Genomic DNA, 23,366 nt, shown 5'->3' on the forward strand with positions numbered 1-23,366 from the left:
AAGAAAGTGCTTTTTCTTTCTGGCATCAAAAAAGTCTACCGAAAGGCTTTTTGCTGTAGAGGAATACCCTAGATTTAAATCGACGAAGTCGACTTTTTTATAATAAGAGTTTGATATTGTCCCAGAGTACATCACAAAGTTCAGCAGGCTCAAAATTATTTCCGTAATCTTCAAGAGGAGCTGTATTGTTGCCAATTTCACAGCCTTTTTCATCTACACTAGCAGTAAGATAGAAGTTAGTGTCCTTAAAGCCTCTTCTATCAAAAATTTCTATCATTTGAGTAATGCTTAACAGTGGAAGACAATCTTCCTTACTGAAGGTTGTAGGCTGCTCATAAGCGAATTCAAAGTCGTCATCTTCAAATTCCTCATCATCGGAATATTCGCCATCATCATCTTCAAAATTAGAATTTTGATCATCATCCACATTTTGCATACAGTTACAGTTTCCGTTGTTGTCGTCTTCGGAAATTTCATCATTGTCTTCGTTTTTAGGGCGTCTTATATCAATTAAGGTAATGCGATTGCGGTTTAAAATAATATCACCTACAACATATTCAATCTCGTCATATTCCTCTGTCTCTGCATTTGTGCATATGTATGCCACTGCAAGGTCATACTTTTCGGGAAGCCATAGATCTCTAAGACTCATCTTTTGTCCTTCATTCAGGCTTGCCAGATCTTCCTTTGTGATATTTCTTTTCATAATGTAATCACCTCATATATTATAGTTCCATCTTGTACCATTACGGTATAATAATATCATAATTTATTTAAGAGTCAATGATGATTTTCGTATTTCCAGTACGCTTCTTAATTCTCAATTGTTCTTTCACCAATCAGCTTAACTTCATCCAATGATATTTTTGCAGAGGGCTCAGAAAGCGATGATGTAAATCTAATCATGAAGTCCGGATTATTTGATGAGGCTTCTGGAATAGCATATTTTTTTACAGTCCAATCACTGTTTTGGCTTATTTTGTCTAATTGTGACCATGTATGACCATCGAACCATTCAATCGTAAATGCATCATTGCCTTTTAGATTTCTTAAACTATATGCCAATTCAAGCTTAATGCTTTTATATCCTTTTGTACTTTTGGATTTAGATATTGTATTATCGTTTTTTAAAATTGAAACATAGTTTCCAGCAGGAGCTTGTTGATCTTGTAGTATCATAGCACCTGTAACATTCCAACCCCCTGATGTGAAAAGCATACTTTCAAAGCCTTCGCAGAAAAATGGGGCTTCATTTTTGCCTTTCATAATATATTTTACCATAAGGCCTGACTCAGAAAGGTCACTGTCAGTCCAACCGCCATTTGAATTTGCGGAAGGAGTTAGTGCAGCGGAAGATTCTGCCTTATCACTTAGAGACCAGTTTGCCCAGCTTATTTTACGTTCATCAAGGAAATTAATCCATTGTGTTGTTTCTACTGGATAGACTCCATCGGAGCCATTGCTGAGTGATGTACCCCATTCGCTTGCAAAAACAGGTATGTTTTTTCCAATACAATAATCTATTCTATCTCGGAGCTCTTTTCCATGAGTTCCGGCATAAAAATGAAGGGCATACATAATGTTTTTGAAATTAAGGGGATCTTTTTCAACTGCGTCAATACCCTGACTCCATGTATCGGTACCTACAATTATTACATTGTCGGGGTCATTTTTTCTGATTACTGAGATGACTTCATCGGCATAGGGCTTTATTGAACCACTCCAGGTTACGTCTTTACCATTAGGTTCATTGCATATTTCGTATATTACGTTTGGGTATTTTCCGTAAAGTGTTGACATTTCTTTAAAAAATTCTTTTGCTTGGGATTTGTATATATTAGGATCACCATCACTTAGTATATGCCAATCAATTATGACATAGATTCCAGCATCAATGGCTGCCTGAACAGCTTCTTGAACCTTTTTTTTCGTATCGGGGTTTTTTATATAGCCGCCTTCTTCGGTATACATTGCTGTTCTGAATAAAGTCATACCCCAGTCGTCTCTTAAGTATTGAATGGTGTTAGTATTTACGAACCTTCCAAATAAGTTAAGAGAATGCGAACTCATGCCTTTTAACTGGATAGGTTCTTTTTTTTGATTACAAAGTTGGCTGCCAATAACCTTAAGTTTTCCATTTCTACCGACAAAGGTATTGTTGTTATCCGGCGAACTGCACCCGGCAAAGAGTTGTGTAAATATCAGACATAATGAAAGTATTGCCAGGAAAGACCTGATAAAAGGATTTTTTTTAATACATTGCATGATTTAACCCCCGATTATAATTCATAAAAAAATAATAAATTTATAATAAACTAATAAAATTATAGCAAAATTATTCAGAAGTAGCAATGGAAATCGGGCTGTATATGCTTTGCTGGTATAGTAGTAACATATAGTTTATTATATGGTGGTATATATTGATTGCTTAAATAGGGGATTTTTGCTATAATGTTAATTGTTTGGATGTACATTGGTTAGGTTTCCAAGAAATCTTTTGAAATTTTCTTACTTTTAGGAGCAATTTATGAAATCTTCATTATTGGTATATTCCATAACTTAAAAAAATAATGTATATTGGTTTAAATGTTTTTAAAAGGGCATTTGAAATCTAATTATGCCTTTTTAGAGGGTATATATTTAATATCATGAGCAAAGTATAGGGGGAATTAGTAAATGAAAAAATCTGTTTTTTTAGCCATGTTATTTTTGTCTATGTGTTTGTTTGTGGGTAATGTTTTTGCTTCAAGCAATCCACAAATTAAAGAAAAACCAACGCTAAAGGTTATTGTTGATGGTACACAACTGAGTCTAAAAAATACTCCAATTAACAATAATGGTCGTGTACTGCTAGGATTGAGGGAACTACTGATAGCACTTGGAGTTCCAAATGATAGTGAGCATATTATCTGGAATCAGGAGAATAAAACTGTTAAAGTAGTAAAGGATGATAAAGAGGTATTCCTTGCAATTGGAAATAAGAAAGCTACAGTAAATGGTGAAGAAATTGAATTGGATACAGAACCAGTTATTTATAAGAATAGTACATATATTCCTACCAGGTTTGTTGCCCAGAGTTTATCACGACTTGTTTTCTGGGATGGTTCAACCAATAGTGTTGTTATAACAACGGAGAATAACTTTGATAAAGTTAGTAGTTTTGTGGCCTCAGAAAAACAAAAAACAGGACTCATTCACTATACACAGAATGAAAATGTGGTGGAAAATGGTGCTGAAACTTACAGTTGTAAATATGATGTCAAAAGTGATTCTGAAAAAGGCATAGAATACACCAGCGTATCATTAACAAAAGATGGGAATACAAGAACATCTGAAGTATTTGAGGATAAAACATACACTTACAGCAGGTCTCAAGTACGTGCCGAATGGCTTAAAGAGTCAAAAGAAGATGGAGAAGGAAGTATATTGCAAAAAGAAGAGACAAATAGGGCATTAACGGCAAGTCTTTTTATTAATGAAGAGAGCAATGATCGTGTTGTTCTTGAAGGAGATAGTCTTGCATTTGCTGTTGACAGTACTAAGGACACATATTTTGATGTGTTAAAGGATAAATCAAGTAAATGCCATGTTAAAATGGAATATAGAATTAAAACACCGGACATTAATGTGCGAATATGTGAGCTAAAACGTATGGAGTATGTAATAACTGGTAATTATGAAACTGCGGATGGTTTGCAGCCATACAAGATAACTAAAGTAATTGAGTATATGTTAGATGATCAGGAAACTGTTCCTGTACCAAGTGACCTGAGTAATTCATATACTATTCCTAAGGGTATGAATGAATACTACAATGTTAATGGAGGATATTCGTTATATGTGCCTGAAGGTTGGTACCTTCCTGATATGTACGACGAAAACCCATCTATAACATATATAAATGAGAACGATCCAAATAAGTTTTGTGTGGTTTGTGTGAATTTAACGTACATGAGTGAAGATTGGTCAGTATCTGACATTAAGCCGTATATGATAGAAAGCATGAAAGGCTCCTTAAAGAATTGCAAGATTTTAAAAGATGAGATAATCAAGTGGAAAGGATACGAGGCTTTGCGTATTAATGTTTCAGGACAGGATAAGGAAAGCGGACAAGCAATGAAAGAGCAAGTTATAGTTGTAAATTATCAGGGCATGATTTTGACATTTACAATTGCTGGTGATTCGTCAACATATGATCTGAAAAGTAAAGAGGTAACTCAAATTGTTGACTCATGGTTATCATGGGCAGTAGGATGATACGGAATATAGGTGTTTATCGATATATGATTTGAACAAAAAAATAGAAGGAAATTAATAGCTATGGCTCGATGCCATAGCTATTATTAATAAAATCTATAGATTATAAAACCGTACAAATTATGGTCTTGATTTCAGGGACTTTTTCGTTATTCGCATTTGTTTAATTAGGATAGCCGGTTTTTAAAATCTTCATACTTAAACTGCCTGATGATTTTAATGCCTTCCTCTTCATTAAAAAGTGCTATAGAAGGAAGGTTAACACCGTTAAAAGTATTATTCTTGACCATTGTATAATGTGCCATATCACAGAAAACAAGCTTATCACCCGGTTTTAAAGGCTGCTTGAAAGAATAGTCTCCTATAACATCTCCTGCAAGGCACGTATTACCACCGAGCCTGTAAGTGAAAGGATACTCATCAGGAGAGCCTGCATCAATAATATTTGGTCTGTATGGCATTTCTAAAACATCCGGCATGTGGCAGGCTGCTGAAGCATCGAGAATAGCAATTTTCATACCATTGTCAACAATGTCAAGAACCTTTGCAACAAGAAATCCGGTATTTAAAGCTATTGCCTCACCGGGCTCAAGATAAATATCCACCCCATACTTATCCTTAAAATATAAAATTGAGCGAATAAGCGTCTCAATATCATAATCAGGCCTTGTAATATGATGGCCGCCACCTAAATTAACCCACTTCATTCTCTTAATGAACTCACCGAATTTTTCATCAACAACCTTGATAGTTCTCAAAAGAGTATCTGAATTCTGCTCACACATGGTATGGAAGTGAAGCCCGTCAATGCCATCAAGCTCATCAGGTTTGAAATTTGACAAAGTTACTCCAAGCCTTGAATTCTTATAGCAGGGATTATAGATAGCAGTACTGATTTCAGAATATTCAGGATTTACGCGGATACCACATTCTATTTTTTTAGAACTATTATTTTTTACTTTATCTTTAAATTTTCTCCATTGATCAAAGGAATTAAATACTATGTGGTCACAGTATTTAATTAGTTCATCAAATTCCTCCTCAATATAAGCCGGTGCATAAGCATGAACTTCTTTTCCCATTTTTTCAAAACCCAATCTGGCCTCAAATAATGAGCTGGAAGTTACGCCTTTAAGGTACTGGCCGACTAAAGGAAAAACAGAGTGCATGGAAAAACCTTTTAAAGCAAGAAGAATACTACATCCTGTCCGTTCCTGAACAGAATGTAGTATTTCAAGGTTTTTTCTTAGAAGTCTTTCATCAACGATATAACATGGTGTTGGTAAACTGGCAAAATCTATGTTCATCTTTTATACCTCAATCTAAAAGTGTTGGTGAAAATTGCTCGTGCCATGGTAGTCCATGTTTTTTCAAAGCATCCATAAAAGGATCTGGATCAAATTCTTCAATATTGAAAACACCAGGCTTTTTCCAGATGCCTTTTAGAATCATCATTGCACCTATCATTGCAGGTACCCCTGTTGTGTAGGAAATAGCCTGAGATCCTACTTCTTTGTAACATTCCTCATGATCACAAACATTGTAAACAAAATAAGTTTTTGGTTTTCCATCTTTAATTCCACGGACAATACAACCTATATTTGTTTTACCCTTTGTTCTCGGCCCAAGAGATGCAGGATCTGGAAGAATAGCCTTCAAAAATTGCAGAGGAATTATTTCCTTACCTTCATATACAATTGGCTCTATTGATGTCATTCCTACATTCTCAAGTACTCGCAAATGATTCAGGTAATTGTCTGAAAAAGTCATCCAGAATCTTGCCCTCTTGAGTCCTTTTATATTAACAGCTAAAGACTCTAATTCTTCATGATACAAAAGATAGATGTTTTTAGGACCTATCTCAGGGAAATCATAGACTTGATTGATGGAAAGTGGGGCAGTTTCTACCCATGCTCCATTTTCGAAATATCTCCCATTTGCAGTTATTTCACGGATATTGATTTCAGGATTGAAGTTTGTTGCAAATGGATATCCATGATCACCTGCGTTTGCATCGACAATATCAATATAATGAATTTCATCGAAATAATGTTTTTGCGCATAGGCACAAAAAACCCCAGTTACACCAGGATCAAAACCACTACCTAGCAGTGCTGTAATACCGGCTTTTTCGAACTTTTCTTTATATTCCCACTGCCATTTATATTCGAATTTAGCAGTTTCAGGCGGTTCATAATTGGCAGTATCCAAATAATGAACACCAGTTGCAAGGCATGCTTCCATAATTGACAAGTCCTGATAAGGAAGAGCAACATTAATAACAATATCCGGCCCAAACTTCCTTATTAAATTTATTACTTCGTTAGTATTATCCGCATCAAGCTGCGCGGTATACACTATAGTACCGCTATCCGGCAATGTATTTTTTATAGCGTCGCATTTTTCAACCGTTCTGCTCGCTATACAAATTTCTTCGAAAATTTCTGGGTTCTGGCAGCATTTATGCACTACAACGTTAGCAACTCCACCAGCGCCAATAATTAAAGCTTTTCCCATATCATTACCCTCCAAATACCTCAAAAAAATCAACAAAAATGATTATATATAAAATCTATAAAATAATCAAGAAAAATGACGAAAAATGAGACGCTTCTTGCAAAAATATTTATTACCATAATAATACCTTTAAAATTCTGCGATTTCCTTCAAGTTTCATGGCGTTATATATGTAAAAGTTTAGCATAAATCTCATAGTGAGAGAAGGCGGGACGTATAGTTTGACTAGGGTCTAATAAATTTAATCAGTTGAGATTAACGGTAATTGGTGAAAATGTAAGAATTTATATACCTTTGTGCTAAAATTTGATATGATGTTTGTGATATATACCTGTATATTATTTAAATATACTGTTCTTGGAATAACAAATATTCGGACTGAATGATTTTAGGGAGGAATGTTTTTATGTATTTGAAGAAGGGATTTGCAGTAATAATCATTGCAGTAATGAGTATTACATCGTGTCTTTTTGTAAATGCTGATGATAATGAATACGGCTCAATGGCTTTTGGACATCTTAGAAAATTATCTCAAGATATTCAATCCAGAGGACCTGAGAATATAATACAGCCAAGGGACTATATCGACGATGAATTTAAGAAACTGGGTTATTCCACTTCTATTCAAGAATTCAATACCAACGGTGGGTATAAGCACTATAATGTTATAGCAGAAAAAAAGGATAGCTCGCCATACCAGATAATTATTGGAGCTCATTATGACAGTAGAAATGAAGGCAGAGGAGCAGATGACAATGCTTCTGGGGTAGGTGTTGTACTTGAACTGGCTGAAAGGCTTAAAGATGTGGATACTCCATGTTCCGTCAAGTTTATTGCGTTTGGTGCGGAAGAAACAGGTATGGAAGGATCGAAATATTATGTTAATAATATGTCACAGGATGAGATTGATAAAACTATACTTATGATAAATTATGACTGTGTGTGCGCCGGTGATAACCTTGAAGTGTTCGGAAACGATGGAGAGTTTGAAAACTTTAGGGAGGAAAGCCTTGAAATTGCAAAGCAGATGAATATTGACTTTTGGACAAGTACAAATGGTGAAGTGCTATATAATAGTGACCATGTGCCTTTTAGAGACAAAGGTATTAATTATATTCTTTATTTAGCTTGGAACCATCAGCGTGGTGGGGAAACGGAAAAGTTCGGATATATTTTTCATACAGCTAATGATAATATAGATTTCATAGAGGCAAACTATCCCGGAAGAATAAATCATCACCTTGGAGCTTTGGTACGTGTTACTGAGGCACTTGTAAAATCAATCCCGGGTAAAATTACAGTACCTAAAGGGGATGTTAATGGGGACTGTAATAGAAATTCAATGGACTTGGGTTTTATGAGAATGGATCTGCTTGGTATGATAGATAAGTTTCCACATCCACAAGGAGAGTGGGCAGCAGACGTTAACAATGATGGAGTTTTTAATTCAATCGACTTTGGTTTATTGATGCAATACTTGCTTGGGATGAGAGAAATATAGATTAAGACGGGATTCAATGTTCCACTTAACAAACTTGCACATTGTGGAATTAAAGAGGATAAGTAACAGATTTTTTGAAAGAATATTCTTCTTTTGTTATGTACAAAAAAATATACAAAGACATTTGAGTATTTTTAGAAAGAGGTAATTCATTTGAATATCAAAAGTTTCTTTACGCAAAAAGTCAATGGAAAGTTACTCTTTGGAATTTTTCTTATTATTTGGGGCCCGTTTTTAGTATATATGAATTACAAAAATGTTTATTTATATTTTAAATATGTAGATTATTCAACATATTTTGAATACCTAAAGGCAGAACCTTTTACAATTATAATGTTGTTATTTGCCCCAGTGTTAATCGGATTTTGTTTGATCTATATTAACCACAAATGGCTACAAGAAGTTGTTAAGGTAATTAGTATTTTAGTCTTTATAGGTTCGATTTCTATACATATGATTTCTCAAGTTGGCTTTGGCCCAGGATTTAGTGATGGTGTATACTACAAAAGGCACCTAGATGAAACTAATTCAAAAATGATTTCTTCCGCTATAATGGCTTTGATCGGCGATTCAGGCTGTATTGATTTTAATGGTTTATATGATTCTTCAAATAAAAATTTGCTAAATATTAGACAGAACGACTCGCAATCCGTAAAACTTTTAATTATAGCTTTACATGATAAAATATATTATAAGAATATACCATTTGGACCTTATTTAGAGAAGTTAAATAGTGATAAATCAATTTATGATGAAGTTAAACCACGTTCAACCAAAAATGCTGTTGGATATAGAATAGAAATTGATAATGGTTTTGTTAAGTGCATTCCTGTATTTAACGTGAAAGAAGCCATTATTGTCATAAAGTGATTTTTTGATGTTAATAAAGATGTTTGTAAATTCATATATAAATTATATTATTAAGTACCGTCTCATTAAGGAGGTAATTATGGGAAAGAATTCTAATGTTAATATTAAAAAGATCTCTATTATAACTCTTTCTGTATTTGTAATTCTAACTATTGCTATACTTGCCTATCTTTGGCTTTTTGATCAATCATATATGTGTAATGGAGGAAAAGCAGATGAGTCTAACGCATCAATACTCCAAAAAGCAATAACTGCATATATGATTGATACAAATGATAAGGCTTTGACTTTTGGAGAAAATGATTTGGCTATTTCAGGTTTTGAAAGAGTCTTACGTAAATTACATGAAACTATAAAAATTAATGATGTTAGCTATATGCCTTATTTAGACCTTCCTGAAGGGATGACAATTGAAGAACGTTGGAGGATACAGAACAATCGCAAATATAAGGGCTTTAAAATAACAATATATACAAAATCAGATTATAAAGTTGAGGTTGTACCCTATGAATATGAAAATGTACTTATATTTACTGATTCTAAATTGCCTTAACCATTGAATTAAATAAACCGTTTTTGGATTCTTTAAAGTTTGGTTAATAAAGAGAATACTGCTAGAGCTGCTATGAAAGAGCTCAATTTAAAACCAACTACATTTTATAATGTTGTTAAGTCACTAGAAATTTAGTTTTATAAAGAAGTTTAAAGGCTGGTTTTGGAACATAAGAAACACAACAGTAGGATATAAATTATTTGCATTTTTAGTCTAAAAGATTAAAAGTATGATACAATTGTTTAGTGTGAACTTGGAGGATTTATGACTTTAAATTTTGATAAATATACATTTAAAATAAAATTATTGAAAGTGTATACATGCGCTATTATTGATATTAAAGAAAAGAAGTCAACTGATGATATTAACTTGTTGATGTGCAATTTTAGCAGTTTTAAAGATTGTGACAAAATCCTAGTTTGTACCCAAAATAGTGAAGGGAATTTTGTTGTTGAAAAATATCCTTTTGAAAATGAACAATACGATGATCAAGATGATGTATTTAAAGTAATTATTAGATATATTTCAAATAAGTATCGCCAAAATGAAAAGTTTAGCATTATTTATGGTAATAGAAGTATAAATGTCAAGATTATAAACAGTACAGACTTTTTAGATATGGATAATGGAAAAAAGTCTAAAATAATTAACACCGTTGGAAGAATGGAAAGTGGTCAAATTAAATGTGGTCGTGGTCAGATTAGTATTAAAAATGGTAACGGACTTGATGAAGTTAAATGAATGAGGAAAGTTGGAAAAGTAGCAAAATTTTTTGATGAATTCCCGTCCGTGGGAATTTCTGAATCGCGGGTCAGGATACGTTGGAGATCAAGGCATCTCAGTGGAAGCTGCGAGAGAAGGAGCATGGAGAAGTGCTCTGGAGTAATGGACATGTAGAAGGGCTCCGCTACATGCCCTCATGGGCGCGGTTGCGCACTGAGGTGGGTCATCCTTACACCTTACGGGGCCATTTGATGACGTCTGAGATGCTGACGATATATGGAATTCCCTGCATTCTGACGCGTCCTGCGTTGGGTTTGATAAGGTGGAATTTGAAGCATTTCCAATTATGAAGTCAAAAGGTTTATGAGGAGATTTTATATGGATAAAGATAAATTCAAAACAAAAGAAGATACTCTTAGTAAAATAATGTTACTTCATAAGAATATCTTACCTCCTTATACATATGACGAAGATGAATGTGAACATGCTATAGATGAGTATGCGGACTATTTTAGCCAAAATTTAAATATGTGTATTTATGTTACAAAACAATATTTAGATGGTTTACTTGATTTTAATCAGAATAAATGTGACATCAACTTTAAGCATCAACTTTATTGCAGACATATTTTCATTGGATATCTTCCTTTTGCATATGATGAACTTGATCCTAATGGAAATGATTATGCTCGTAGTGTTGCTTATATGAGAGAAATCTATGAGAGAGTTAGTAGTTTTATGTTCGAAAGAGATTATTTAGAAGCCTTAGAAAGGTTAAAGGATTAAAGGCTCGGACATCCTTGTGTACGCCTTGTTGGGCTATAATCCCTGAGCAACAAGCAGGAATAAATCCTTCGGGCAATTTAATATAGAAATTGTACCAAACTGTTTCGTCGAATTCAAGGGGTGAAATTCCCCCACCTGATAAGTGGGAGATGTGGCAAGTACTAATCCTCTACTATGCGTCTTAAACCTGCCAGTTTAAGACCCCGCAAAATCAATTTTAATAAGTTTATGGGTGTAGGAAAATAAATATGAGAGAGGACGAGTTTTATGGAATTAAAAAAAGAAATTATAATTTATCCTAGTATTCTTAAGTTGCTAGGGTTGTTTATAGGGGCGAGTATATTTGTATTGATGGGAACATTTTTGATTATTGCAGGGTTTAATATTGATATCGGAATAGATATTTCAATAGAGGAAGGCTATTCCCAATTGCTTATTGGAATAATTGGAGTTATTTGCAATTCGTTCTTTGGGCTTTGTTGGATTTATATTGCTATAAGATTATTTGTAAGGAAGCCCTTGGTTATCATAAGCGAAGATGGTTTTACAGACAACGCTTCGGCTATTAGTGTTGGATTTCTAAAATGGAGTGAAATAAAAAGTTTTAAAGTATATAATTATATGGGACAGAAATTTTTAGGAATTGAGCCTGTTGATGTTGAAGCAACTTTACAAAAGGTTTCAAAATTAAAAAGAACATTATTAAATGCTAACAAAAGTTTAGGAACTGCTATTATAAATATACCACAGAATGCATGTAGCATGCCTTTAGAGAAAATACATGATAAGATGGTCGAGTTTAATAACAAAACAAATAAAGGATATTGTTTGTGAATTTTTAAAGGGATTTACTACGGAGATTAGATTTGAAAAAGCAACTATTAATGACATTGAAGTCTTGATTGATGTACGAAACAAAAGTTTCTATGCAGATTATACTAAATATGGTGAATGCTCTGGATATAATATGTCTAAAGAAGATATGACTGACTCAATTTTGAATAGAATATCATATAAAATAATATGCAATAATCAGGTAGTAGGTAATATAGGTATAAGGGATAATCAGGATGATACTTATTACCTCGGTTGCCTTTGTGTGATACCGGACTATGAAAACAAAGGAATAGGAGAAGGAGTCATTAGATTTATCGAAAGTGAATTTCCGAATGCAACAGTATGAACTTTGCAAACACCCGCAGAAAAAGAAAGGTTGATAAGTACAATTACAATCAGAAAATGACACCGTATAGTAAGAAGGAAGAAAACTTTACATAATAGAGAAAAAGGGAACAAAACAATCCCACTCGCCCGCCCTCCAATTTATGAGGATGTAGAACTGTTCAAATGTGATGAAAAGAGCTTAAATAATTTTGAGTATTATATGAACAGAGAATATTCCTACAACAGAGATAGGGGGAGATGCAAAATTTGCGGAGAAAATCTGAGAAGCAACCACAGGCACTGTCAAAGAATTGACGGAACATTACCCCTTGATAAAATAAACAAGGTTCCAAATTTAGCATGGTTTTGTTATAATTGTCTAAAGATAGTACAAAGTGGAGAGATACCACAAGGAATAAACTCAAAAATGAAATCAAAGATACTTAAATACCAGAAAAAGCTTAAAGTTTTAAACTGAAGCATTTTGCTATAATAAAACTAGGAGTAAAAGAAATGGAAATAAAAGAAAAAGTATTGCAAGTTAAGGATTATTTAACAAAATCAAATTTACCTGCAAGCGATTACGTCATAAATCCTTATATTGGCTGTTCTCATGCTTGTAAATATTGCTATGCTTGCTTTATGAAGCGATTTACAGGGCATACAGAAGAATGGGGATCATTTATTGATGTAAAACTTTGCGATAAGCCAATTAACTTAAAAAAAATACAAAACAAAACTGTTTTTCTTTCTTCCGTTACAGATTGTTACAATTGCTTTGAAGAGAAATATCAAGTTACAAAAAAAGTATTAGAACAATTAGTTGACGTAAAATGCTCTATTGGAATTTCTACAAAATCCAAACTTATTCTAAGGGATATTGATTTGTTGAAAAAATGCAATGATTTAAAAGTATCTATATCAATAAATAGTTTGGATGAAAATTTCAAAAATGATATGGATAATGCAAGTAGCATTAATGACAGGCTTTGCACATTGAAAGAATTACACAACCAAGGGATTTATACAGTGCTATTTATGTCACCAATTTTTCCATATATTACGGATTTTAAAGGAATCATAGAAAGAACTAATACTTATGTTGATGAATACTGGTTTGAAAATCTAAATCTAAGAGGGAATTATAAGCAAAAAATATTAGACTATATTAAAGTAAAATATCCAAATTTATATAGTCAATATGAAAAAATATATATTAAAGGTGAGAAAATGTACTGGATAGATTTATCAATACAAATAGAAAATTATTGTAAACAAAATAATATAAAGCGCATCAACTATTTTTATCATGAAGAATTAGTTAATGAGAAACTGCAAAATAAACGCGTATAAGATTGTGCACATTATGTGGTATGATAAGTTGCAATACTTATGTTTTGCGGAAATAAGGTTAAAAGTGGCTTGTGTGAGATTAAAGGGTACACCATCCGTGGATGCACTCTCGCTACGCGGGGCACCTGACTTCGTGTAACACTTAGCCAACATTCTGAAGTTTTCGGTGTAAAAAAGCTCTATCCTAGACTAAAAAGGATAGAACGTCAAGTTACCTCAAACTCGCCAGAAATTTCAGAATTGCATGATGAACGAAGCCGCTGGAACTTATGCGACTATATGGGGATTTGATGTTTCAAATTCATTGTTTGTTATGCATATTTGACACCGTAAACACTAAAAAATACCAGCATTTTTTCGCCCGTAACTAAAAATGAGTACACTAAAATAGACCCTTGGTAGAAGGGCTTTAAAAACTTTTATTCAGGAAACTCTAGTTTATTCCCTCAAAACAAATCTGCTAACAAACTCACAACAACAAATTGGGCAACAAAAAATATCTGGACCATAGATTTTTATTATAATTTCGTACCGGCTCAACCGAGTGATTTTTGATAGTTTTACACCGGTTAATTTTTGGCAAAGACGTAATTTTGTTTTCCGATTCTTGTTGCGAGTTTATAGTTTATAGGAAGAATACTTGATGCAGTTGAAAAACTATAAATGTTACCAAGTATGGGAAGAGAAGTACAGTAGGCAGTTTAATTGTCTAATAATGTTAGAAGGTATGCAAATATGAGTGACAAGAAAAGGGTAATAGTTATTTACGTCTCACGTATTCGTATTGTTACCAATGATACTATGATAGTAAAAGGGAGGTAAATTTGGTATAATGTTTCTGTTGTTATTTATGATGTGAGCCTAAGCGAGCGGCATGTTGTGAAAATCGAATGCAAAAGTCGCCGCATCCGGCGGCAAAAAATGAAAGAAGGGCTTTGAAGTATAAGAAAATACCATAATAATATTTAAAAACAGAAAGGATACACACTATATGAAAAGTGAATTATCTGAAGGAAATAATAAAAATATTCTTAGTTTAATATCTCTTTGTATGTCTTTAGTTATTTTTCTGTTGATTGTAAACTGGCTATTTAAAATTACACCATTTCAGAAGTTAGCTGGTATGCCCTTGCTGATAGCTCCATTTGTAGGAGTGGTAGGATTTGTGTTAAGTCTTATATCATTTAAACAAGCACATAATAAATTATCAATGATGAGTCTAATTTGTAATGTAATAATGTTTGTCTTACCATTTCTATACTGGATTGTAGGCACATTAATTTTTGGACCATGATTTGCATATTAATGAATCTTTAAGAACAAAGTTGTATATGCCAAGGAATTATTAAGGCGGCGCATCCTTGCGCCGATTGTGAAAGAAGGACTATGGAGATTTGTTTATTACATATTAGTTTGAAAGTGTGTACTTTAGATTATTTGTATTAGTGGAGGTTTTGGTATGGTAGATGGCTACGAATTTTCTTTAGCGAGTTATGATGAAATTTCACAAATTATGGATATATATCACAGTTTGATAGGTACCCCAGGATGTACTTGGAGTTTGGATTATCCAAATAGAGAAACAGCAGAATCTGATATTGACAGCAAATCATTATATGTTCTGAAAAAGAATGGACTAATAATTGCTATAACATCATTAGGTGAGTTTAACGAATTAGAACATTTACCATGGACACTGAAAGTGCCTTGTGAATTGGCGAGGATAGGAGTTATCCCAACAATGCAAAAGCAAGGCATAGGTACAACTATTCTTAAAAACATCATTAAAACAGCAAAAGAAAAAGGTTTTGATGGGATAAGAATGTTAGTCAGCAAAACCAATCCTGCAGCTTTAGCTTTATATGATAAAAATGGTTTTGAGAAATGTGGGGAAGTTTTCATGTATAATATTGATTTTTATTGTTATCAGATGAAATTTTAGTCAGCAGTATAGGATAAGAAGAATTTGAAATTTTTCACTTTATTATGGGTCCATGCTTTTACGGTAAGGGCCATTTTTTGCTTTAAACGAGTTTTTTTACGCACCCCCTCTTGACAAGGGATGGCGTATTATGGTATTTTGTAAATGTAACCTAAACTACTCAATAAGGGAAATAAAAGTTACATGCAAGAAGGAGATGGATGTTATGGGTAATGTCAGTACGGAAAATTTGCTCATTAAAAAGGCGAACAGATGGTTAGTTATTCGGAATGCATTTTTACTTGGTTTAATACTTTTGCACTTTTCCATTTATTTTGAAATAGGATCGGATTTTACGTTGATCAAAATCGGAATTATTTCGGTTTGTACTGCTCTATGGCTTTTTGTTTACATCAAGTATGTTGTGATGGCGCTCAAGGCTTCAAAGAATACCTATCTGAAGAATGCTTTTCGAGATGAGTATTTCTACATGATTAAGATTAAGTCAGGATATCATGGGTTTGTGGCTATGCTCATCGTGATTATTGCTTTGATACTATTAGGCTTAATGTTAGACCTTGGCCATGTGTCAATGGTTATTCCGAGTGAGATCGTCTTGTATAGCGGAATTTTGGTCAGCGACATATCAAAAATAGTTCAGTCAAGGGGTGAGTAAATGGGAAATGAACTATTTAAAAATAATCTGCGCGTTTATAGAGCAAAAATGAATTGGACCCAAGAGGACTTGGCTAAAAGCGTCGGAGTGACAAGGAAAACGATCAATACCATAGAAAACGGGGTTTTTATCCCATCGGCTTTTTTAGCACTTAAGATAGCGAAAGTCTTTCATGAGACGGTAGAAAATATTTTCTTCATCGCTGAAGAGAATGAAAAGGAGTGAAATGATAATGAAAAAAGTTCTTTTTGTAATGGATCTTCAAGAAGACACAACGGGTACAACGGCTTCCAAAGGGCCTTTCCCCATCCGAGAACATCAACAATTGATTGATGCGGTGAATGAACGGATAGAGGCTTACAAAGCCGCAGGTGATGAAATCGCATACATAGCAATTGCGTTACCGAATAAGTGGTTTTTCAGAAAGGTGGTCGGGATCGCTATTAAAGGAACACCCGGATGTAGCATAGATCGGCGCATTAAGATAGTAGGGAATCATTATTTTGAAAAAATGAAACCGAGTGCATTTGCAAATAAGAATCTGGTTCGTTGGATCAAAGATAACGAGGTTACACATGTTGAGATTACTGGTATCGATGCTGCTCAATGTTGTGCAGCCACTGCTGAAGAAGCCGTTAAACTTGGACTAGAGGCGGTGATTAATCGAAAAGCGACAGCGACTACCGTACCGCATAAACTGCCTAAGGTAAACGCGAAATTAACCCAATTGGGTGTGAAGTTTATGGACTAGCGTATTCTGTTTGAAATAGCAGAAAATATCAAAATTCCTCCTTTTAAAAATGAATTCTGGCTCACAGGATTTATCAAGTGCATCTACAATAGTTGATAGTATTTCTAAGATAAACTATGATTTTGTGATAAGTTTCATGTAGAAAGCGTTCCTACCGTTTTTTGGATGCAGTTGCATGCTGACGCAAAGACCACCATATCGTAAGGCAGATTGCTAAATAAAAAGCTGATGGGATATTTCAACTATTATGCCATGGTTGTTGGGTAACCGGCAGCTACTTTTTTATCTACTCTTTTTTTAGTTAGAAATCTATAAAAAATCTATTTATTCTTTGAAAGTACATTTCTTCCTGGCATAGGAAAGTCTACCGATGGCGTCTTAACTGTAAGGTTACGACTTTTTAAAAATATAATCAAAATCCCCGCTGAAAATAAATATATATTACGAATATGTAAAATAGAAAGTATCTGTTACCCTCTTAAAATTGAGGGTTACAGACCTATATAAAATTAATATTTAGTTTTAGGAGGAAAATGTATAAGTGTATGTCTTAAAGCTTCTGTCGGGATAGACAGATAGGCATATCCAATCCAAACATAGGACTGCAATGACAAAGGAATAGTGTTTGATTAAATTTTACTAATATATACAAATATGCCTAAGAAAGGAGTGCGCATAAGAAGGGGAATTATCAATTACTTTGGCAAAAAGTTTTACTTTAGTTGTTAACATCAATTCAAGTTAATCCTAGTTTACTAGATAATAACTACCAAAAAGATCACTAAAAATATCAGGGAGGTAATAAAATGACAAAATTTAGAACCAAGTTTCAAAAAGCTTTATTTTCAATGTTTTTAATCAGTACTATTATTGTTGGAGGAATGGCTGTACCTTCAATAGTTAAAGCAGCACCAATAAAAATAATGCCTGTCGGCGATTCTTGTACTGAAGGTATGGGAGATCCTGACATGGGCTCCTATCGTACTGAATTATATAATTTATATAAAAATGCTGGATTAGATTTTGATTTCGTCGGTTCAAACCAGCGTGGACCGAGTTCTTTACCAGATAGAGATAATGAAGGTCACTCCGGGTGGACAATACCACAGGTTGCAAGCAATATTGATAACTGGCTTAACACTCAAAATCCTGACGTAGTTTTTCTATGGATTGGAGGAAATGATATATTTCAAACTGGGAAAATAAACCCTACTGGCCTTAGCAATTTAATAGATCAGATTTTTAAAAACAAACCTAATGTGAAAATATTTGTATCTGATTATTATCCTAATCCTGATATTGTCCTGCCATATAATGAGGCAATTCCTGGGGTAGTTCAGGAAAAGGCTAATGCAGGTAAGGCTGTTTACTTTGTTAAGTTAAGTGATATGGGCTATGTAAAAAGCACTGATACTTCATCTGATGGACTTCACTTGAATATTGCTGGATACAAAAAGGCAGCTCAAGTTTGGTATGATAGCACAATTTCGATTTTAAGGGGTAGCACAAATACACCAGTCCCACCAACTCCAACTGCATCCAAAATAGTAAAAGGTGATGTTGATGGAGATGGTTCAGTTACTTCAATTGATTTTGGCTATATCAGAAAATACCTTCTTGGTTTGATATCTACTTTCCCATCAGCTAATGGCATTAAAGCTGCAGACATAAATGATGATGGTGGAGTTAACTCACTTGATTTTGCTGGAGTAAGACTTATATTGCTTGGTAAATAGTTAAAATACCCCTATACAGGGATATGAGTCCCTAAAACGGCTTTTTCTGAAACAATAGTTTCAAAAAAGCTGTTTTTTGTAATTTTATAATCAAGCTTTAGAATTATGAAAAAATATAATTCCGTCAAAATACAATTATTGGTGATGAGGAGGAATTTTGTATGAAAAGTAAATGGATTTTTACCACCATTTTTGTACTATTTATCTTATCGAACAGCTTAAGTTTTTCATTTGCTGCAGAACTAGGCGACCTGAATTCAGATAATAACGTAAACTCAATAGACTTCGGTTTATATAGAAGGTGTCTGTTAGGTCTGTGCCCATTCGAAGACCCCTCAGTTGCAGACTTAGATGGAGACGGATCTGCAAACTCCATTGATTTTGGAATTTTTAGAAAGTTCCTTTTAGGCATTATTACTGAATTTCCAGCTACTACACCAAAACCAACACCAACTCCACAATCTGGTGATGAAGATAAGATACTCATTCCACACAAATCATGGACATGTGGAATGGCGGATGGAATTCCAAAGCCGGAAAGCGGTGTACTTGCTTTTGAAATAAATATGAAACTTGATCAGATTTATAATATGGGTAAAACACAATATGGTCAGAGACAAGTTTTTGTAATTCAAGGCGGTACTATAACAGGTTCAAAAATTTCAGGTTCTGTTATGTCAGGCGGACTAGACTTCCAGCTAGATCTTTCTAATGGTGCAATGGAAATCGAACAAATATTAGTATTTAAAACCAACGATGGTAACTACGTGTATTTCAGAAGTGCGGGAACAGCTGCAAATCAGAATGATGTGAGAATTGTACCTAATATTGAAGCTCCCAACAACGGATCATATAGCTGGATAAATTCAGGTAAATTTGCATGTCGACGTATTGTAGACACTGCTGCTAAAACAATAAAAATAAGTGTTTATGATATATCCGGTGTAACCGTTAGAGCTGATTCAACAAACTCTATTGCTGTAACTAAACCAACTGATGTTCAATATCAATCTTGGGATTTTAGGAAGGCATTCGACGAAAGAAAAGGAACATTGTTCATTACCGAAGATGTCGCACTTGCAGGTAGTCAAACTGTTGGGGCAACTAAAAATAATATAAGCAGAAATATTATTCCTATAACCGGAGGTACTGTAACCGGAAGCCTCAATGGTAAGATTATAGCAGCCGGAGCGGATTATCAGAATACTTCAAACCCTATGACAATTGATGCAAGGTATCTTTGGCAGACTAATGATGGAGAAATTATTATTGTACGAAACGCAGGCCAATTTGGGTCACTTGTGCCTACATTTGAAGTTCGTGCAGATAGTAAATATTCATATCTGAACAGCAAATTATATTTGAGTTCAGACCCAGGTATGGGATCAGGTGGCGGTGTTAAAATTTCGTTTTATGAAAGCACAAAGTAATAACGTAAACCTTATAGCTTAAAAAAACAGCTTTTCTGAAACTAAATTTCAGGAAAGCTGTTTTACTATCCCCATGATAAAATAAACATGGTTCCAAATCTAGCATGGTTTTGTTATAATTGTCTAAAGATAGTACAAAGTGGAGAGATACCACAAGGAATAAACTCAAAAATAAAATCAAAGATTCTTAAATACCGGAAAAAGCTTAAAGTTTTAAACTGAAGCATTTTGCTAATTCTAAGATTCTTAATGGATTTGCTGCAAATGGAATGATTTTACATGATATAGCATTTTAAAGAGGAGATAATTGAGTATGGAACCGCAAAGAATGTTAGATAAAACAAGAAAACCGCATTATGAAAATATATTAGATTATATTGGTGAAAATGCAAAAGTACTCTGGGTAAGGATTAATGAATTTATAGAAGAGAATTATGACTACATACCAGAATTGAAATTTGCTGGAATAAACTATGGCTGGGAATACAAATATCGGCGAAGTAACAAGAGCTTATGTGCGTTATACCCTGAAAGAAATGCATTTACAATTCTTATTGTATTGGGTAAGAAAGAAGTTGAAATGTTTCAAGATGATATTTCTCGATTTGGAGCCAAGACTGTCGAGATTTTTAATGAAACAAAACAATTTCACGACGGAAAGTGGTTATGGATAAGAGTTGGAGATGAAAATGATGTTGAAGACATAATAAAGCTTTTGAAAATTAAAAAGAAGCCAATGAAAAAGTAAACAGTTTGAAATAGTAAACTCCAGTTGGGATTTAAGGGGCGACCATCATTGTTATGATTGTTTAAAGGTAGTAAAAAGTGGAAGTATACCTGGAAATGCAACATCGAAAATTGGTTAAGATATTTAAGGAGGTAGAGATTTGCATCCGGAATTATTTAAATGTGGTCCAGTTAATATTAATAGTTATGGATTTATGATAGCAATAGGTTTTTTGTTTGCTATAGTGCTCGCAACATACAGAGCGAAGAAATTAGGTTTAAAGGAAGACATAGTTTTTAATCTTGGGTTATTCTGTATAATCGGTGGTTTTGCAGGTGCGAAAATATTATTTATTATTATAGAAATTCAAAATATTTTTGAGAACCCTGCCATATTAATGAATATATCAAGTGGCTTTGTAGTCTTTGGTGGCATTATCGGGGGAGTACTCACAGGTTACATATATAGTAAGATAAAAAAAGTTGATTTCATGGGATATTTTGATTTAACAGCGCCATCGATTGCACTAGCGCAAGGGTTTGGTAGGTTAGGATGTTTTTTCGCGGGTTGTTGTTATGGAAGAGAAACAAATTGGTTTTTGGGAATTATTTTTAAAGATTCTCTTTATGCGCCTAACGGGGTCAAAGTAATACCAACCCAGCTTATTTCAAGCGTAGGAGATTTTTTAATAGCAATTATACTCTTAGTATATGCAAAAAGGAAAAAAGATAAGGGCAAAATTGCTGGGCTATATTTAATATTATATAGTGTAGGAAGATTTTTTATTGAAATCTTAAGAAATGACCCAAGAGGTTTTATAGGAATTTTAACTACATCACAGCTTATTTCTATATTTACACTCACTATAGGATTGTGCTTTTATAACTTAAGTAAAATATTAAGGTATAGGTGTATTTATGAATGAAAATGAGGAGATTTTGGACGGTGGAAATTTAAATGAAGTTACCCGGATCAAGGATACAGTGAGAAGACCATTAAAAACTTGGAGCCCAACTATACATAAGCTTTTGATACATCTGGAAAATAATAATTTTGATAAAGCTCCTAAATTTTATGGCATCGATGAAAATAATCGCGAAATATTATCATTTATTCATGGAGAAACAGCAGTAGAATTTCCACGTGTAAAACCGTATATGATAACTGATGAGGTTCTTGTAGATATTGCTATAATTTTAAGAAAGTTTCACGATTTATCAATTTCTTTTGAAAGAGGCATAAATGACATATGGATGATATCATATCCGGGGGATTTGCCGATAGAGGTTATTTGTCACAATGATTGTGCACCATACAATGTAGTATTCTCGAATGGGAAAATTAACGGAATAATTGACTTTGATACTGCTTGTCCAGGGCCACGCATATGGGATATTGCTTATACATTGTATACATTTGTACCACTGGGCAGATATGTTTTTGAACCAGTTGGTGACGGTTTAGTGAATTATAATTCAATCAAACATGCAGATATTCGAATGAAAAGAATAGCATTGTTTTTTAATGCTTATGGTATAAACAAACCAATAGATATTATAAAACAAATTGTACTTAGACTGGAGAGCTTATGTAAAACAATGGTTACTAAAGCAAACGAAGGTGATGAGGCATTTAAAAAAATGATAAATGAAGGACATCTTTTACACTATCAAAAAGAAATTGAATTTATAAAATCATATGGAAATGAATGGGTTTAACAGTCCTGTCCTGGGCGAAGAAATACAATAGAAAAACGCCTTGTGCGGTTAGTGGAAAATGTGAGGATTGTATTTCACCAGAGTGTTTATGTTCCGTTACAACGTCCCCTTGCTGCCTAGGTTCAAGAAAAAAATAATTAAAGGGGCTGACTCAAAAATGATATTTGAAGATCTGAAATTGCTATTGCAAAGGTTTCCTAAGTTGATGGTTACTTTTACGGAACTAATGAATGAGGGATATAGTGTCATTGATATTACAATGAATGCGAACAGCAAGACTCTTTTAAATTCACAGGAAGTAAGACTTATTTGTGAAAAAAGCACAGGAAAGAGAATTTTACTTACAAGTTTTATATTTAGCAAAGAGAATAAGGAAACAGTTTTTCAATACGAGTTACCAGATAAAGGTAAGGAACTTTGCCCAGGTATTTATTTAAACGCGGATGTAATAAAAAATAAGACTTTTAAAAAGAAGTTTTTAGGTGGATATCAAGAAGAGGAAGTTGATGAATTTCTTGACATTGTTATTGCTGATTATAATTACATTTTTGAAAAAATAATTAAGAAATAGGCAGATCAGTGATGAATAAAGGGGGACCGGTTCAGGAACGTTAGATACCTATGACAACATAAAATCGGGCGCACACCGTCCAATACGTTGGACTGATTGATAGGGAAGGGTT

The 23,366-nt window shown here is 33.7% G+C and carries 25 protein-coding genes; 21 read left to right on the forward strand and 4 right to left on the reverse strand.

Going from position 1 to position 23,366, the window contains the following annotated elements; translation table 11 throughout:
• Window positions 1-97 precede the first annotated feature (97 nt).
• Window positions 98-706, reverse strand: coding sequence for a hypothetical protein (locus ACECE_RS0217965; RefSeq protein ID WP_010249755.1), 609 nt, complete (start codon window positions 704-706; stop codon window positions 98-100).
• A 107-nt stretch (window positions 707-813) separates the two neighbouring features.
• Complete coding sequence (locus tag ACECE_RS32190) at window positions 814-2,265, reverse strand: glycoside hydrolase family 5 protein (protein ID WP_010249757.1); 1,452 nt, start codon at window positions 2,263-2,265, stop codon at window positions 814-816.
• 411 nt (window positions 2,266-2,676) lie between these two features.
• Here ACECE_RS32190 and ACECE_RS0217975 point away from each other — a divergent pair, with 411 nt between their 5' ends.
• Complete coding sequence (locus ACECE_RS0217975) at window positions 2,677-4,257, forward strand: copper amine oxidase N-terminal domain-containing protein (RefSeq protein ID WP_010249759.1); 1,581 nt, start codon at window positions 2,677-2,679, stop codon at window positions 4,255-4,257.
• Between the two features lie 167 nt (window positions 4,258-4,424).
• Here ACECE_RS0217975 and nspC read toward each other — a convergent pair whose 3' ends face one another.
• Window positions 4,425-5,564, reverse strand: coding sequence for a carboxynorspermidine decarboxylase (nspC, locus tag ACECE_RS0217980; RefSeq protein WP_010249761.1), 1,140 nt, complete (start codon window positions 5,562-5,564; stop codon window positions 4,425-4,427).
• 10 nt (window positions 5,565-5,574) lie between these two features.
• Window positions 5,575-6,774, reverse strand: coding sequence for a saccharopine dehydrogenase family protein (locus tag ACECE_RS0217985; protein WP_010249763.1), 1,200 nt, complete (start codon window positions 6,772-6,774; stop codon window positions 5,575-5,577).
• A 406-nt stretch (window positions 6,775-7,180) separates the two neighbouring features.
• Here ACECE_RS0217985 and ACECE_RS28025 point away from each other — a divergent pair, with 406 nt between their 5' ends.
• The 20 genes from ACECE_RS28025 to ACECE_RS30720 all read left to right on the forward strand — a co-directional run bounded on the left by ACECE_RS28025 (window position 7,181) and on the right by ACECE_RS30720 (window position 23,254).
• The gene (locus ACECE_RS28025; RefSeq protein WP_010249765.1) at window positions 7,181-8,275 is read left to right on the forward strand and encodes a M20/M25/M40 family metallo-hydrolase; all 1,095 of its coding nucleotides are present in this window, start codon (window positions 7,181-7,183) and stop codon (window positions 8,273-8,275) included.
• Between the two features lie 153 nt (window positions 8,276-8,428).
• Window positions 8,429-9,145, forward strand: coding sequence for a hypothetical protein (locus ACECE_RS0217995; RefSeq protein ID WP_010249767.1), 717 nt, complete (start codon window positions 8,429-8,431; stop codon window positions 9,143-9,145).
• Window positions 9,146-9,224: 79 nt separating this feature from the next.
• The gene (locus ACECE_RS0218000; protein WP_010249769.1) at window positions 9,225-9,698 is read left to right on the forward strand and encodes a hypothetical protein; all 474 of its coding nucleotides are present in this window, start codon (window positions 9,225-9,227) and stop codon (window positions 9,696-9,698) included.
• Window positions 9,699-9,962: 264 nt separating this feature from the next.
• Window positions 9,963-10,439, forward strand: a complete 477-nt coding sequence (locus ACECE_RS0218005) for a hypothetical protein (RefSeq protein ID WP_010249770.1) — start codon at window positions 9,963-9,965, stop codon at window positions 10,437-10,439.
• 360 nt (window positions 10,440-10,799) lie between these two features.
• Complete coding sequence (locus ACECE_RS0218010) at window positions 10,800-11,207, forward strand: hypothetical protein (RefSeq protein ID WP_010249772.1); 408 nt, start codon at window positions 10,800-10,802, stop codon at window positions 11,205-11,207.
• Window positions 11,208-11,474: 267 nt separating this feature from the next.
• On the forward strand, window positions 11,475-12,041 hold the full coding sequence (locus ACECE_RS28030; protein ID WP_010249774.1) for an STM3941 family protein: 567 nt from the start codon (window positions 11,475-11,477) through the stop codon (window positions 12,039-12,041).
• Window positions 11,989-12,390, forward strand: a complete 402-nt coding sequence (locus ACECE_RS28035; RefSeq protein WP_010249776.1) for a GNAT family N-acetyltransferase — start codon at window positions 11,989-11,991, stop codon at window positions 12,388-12,390. Before ACECE_RS28030 ends, ACECE_RS28035 begins: the two co-directional genes overlap by 53 nt.
• A gap of 201 nt (window positions 12,391-12,591) precedes the next feature.
• Complete coding sequence (locus ACECE_RS0218025; protein ID WP_010249782.1) at window positions 12,592-12,849, forward strand: hypothetical protein; 258 nt, start codon at window positions 12,592-12,594, stop codon at window positions 12,847-12,849.
• A gap of 35 nt (window positions 12,850-12,884) precedes the next feature.
• Window positions 12,885-13,724 carry a radical SAM protein gene (locus ACECE_RS0218030; protein WP_010249784.1) on the forward strand — a complete coding sequence of 280 codons (840 nt, stop codon included), beginning with the start codon at window positions 12,885-12,887 and terminating at the stop codon, window positions 13,722-13,724.
• Window positions 13,725-14,715: 991 nt separating this feature from the next.
• Complete coding sequence (locus ACECE_RS0218035; protein ID WP_010249786.1) at window positions 14,716-15,018, forward strand: hypothetical protein; 303 nt, start codon at window positions 14,716-14,718, stop codon at window positions 15,016-15,018.
• A 165-nt stretch (window positions 15,019-15,183) separates the two neighbouring features.
• Window positions 15,184-15,666, forward strand: a complete 483-nt coding sequence (locus tag ACECE_RS0218040) for a GNAT family N-acetyltransferase (RefSeq protein WP_010249788.1) — start codon at window positions 15,184-15,186, stop codon at window positions 15,664-15,666.
• Between the two features lie 130 nt (window positions 15,667-15,796).
• Window positions 15,797-16,321: a hypothetical protein gene (locus tag ACECE_RS0218045; protein ID WP_010249790.1), complete on the forward strand. Its 525-nt coding sequence runs from the start codon at window positions 15,797-15,799 to the stop codon at window positions 16,319-16,321.
• Window positions 16,322-16,546, forward strand: a complete 225-nt coding sequence (locus ACECE_RS0218050) for a helix-turn-helix transcriptional regulator (protein ID WP_010249791.1) — start codon at window positions 16,322-16,324, stop codon at window positions 16,544-16,546.
• A gap of 7 nt (window positions 16,547-16,553) precedes the next feature.
• The gene (locus tag ACECE_RS0218055) at window positions 16,554-17,072 is read left to right on the forward strand and encodes a cysteine hydrolase family protein (RefSeq protein ID WP_010249792.1); all 519 of its coding nucleotides are present in this window, start codon (window positions 16,554-16,556) and stop codon (window positions 17,070-17,072) included.
• 806 nt (window positions 17,073-17,878) lie between these two features.
• Window positions 17,879-18,808 carry a GDSL-type esterase/lipase family protein gene (locus tag ACECE_RS0218060; protein ID WP_010249793.1) on the forward strand — a complete coding sequence of 310 codons (930 nt, stop codon included), beginning with the start codon at window positions 17,879-17,881 and terminating at the stop codon, window positions 18,806-18,808.
• Window positions 18,809-18,969: 161 nt separating this feature from the next.
• Window positions 18,970-20,238 (forward strand): DUF3237 family protein, encoded by a 1,269-nt coding sequence (locus ACECE_RS0218065; protein ID WP_010249794.1) that lies wholly within the window; start codon window positions 18,970-18,972, stop codon window positions 20,236-20,238.
• 313 nt (window positions 20,239-20,551) lie between these two features.
• Window positions 20,552-20,986, forward strand: a complete 435-nt coding sequence (locus ACECE_RS0218070) for a DUF3788 domain-containing protein (RefSeq protein WP_010249795.1) — start codon at window positions 20,552-20,554, stop codon at window positions 20,984-20,986.
• A 139-nt stretch (window positions 20,987-21,125) separates the two neighbouring features.
• Window positions 21,126-21,890, forward strand: coding sequence for a prolipoprotein diacylglyceryl transferase (locus ACECE_RS0218075; protein WP_010249797.1), 765 nt, complete (start codon window positions 21,126-21,128; stop codon window positions 21,888-21,890).
• Window positions 21,883-22,683 carry an aminoglycoside phosphotransferase family protein gene (locus tag ACECE_RS0218080; RefSeq protein ID WP_010249799.1) on the forward strand — a complete coding sequence of 267 codons (801 nt, stop codon included), beginning with the start codon at window positions 21,883-21,885 and terminating at the stop codon, window positions 22,681-22,683. The genes ACECE_RS0218075 and ACECE_RS0218080 overlap by 8 nt, the downstream gene beginning before the upstream one ends.
• A gap of 157 nt (window positions 22,684-22,840) precedes the next feature.
• Window positions 22,841-23,254 (forward strand): DivIVA domain-containing protein, encoded by a 414-nt coding sequence (locus ACECE_RS30720; RefSeq protein WP_010249801.1) that lies wholly within the window; start codon window positions 22,841-22,843, stop codon window positions 23,252-23,254.
• The last annotated feature ends 112 nt before the right edge of the window (window positions 23,255-23,366 follow it).

Origin of the sequence: Acetivibrio cellulolyticus CD2 (assembly GCF_000179595.2) — a bacterium.
Classification (GTDB): domain Bacteria; phylum Bacillota; class Clostridia; order Acetivibrionales; family Acetivibrionaceae; genus Acetivibrio; species Acetivibrio cellulolyticus.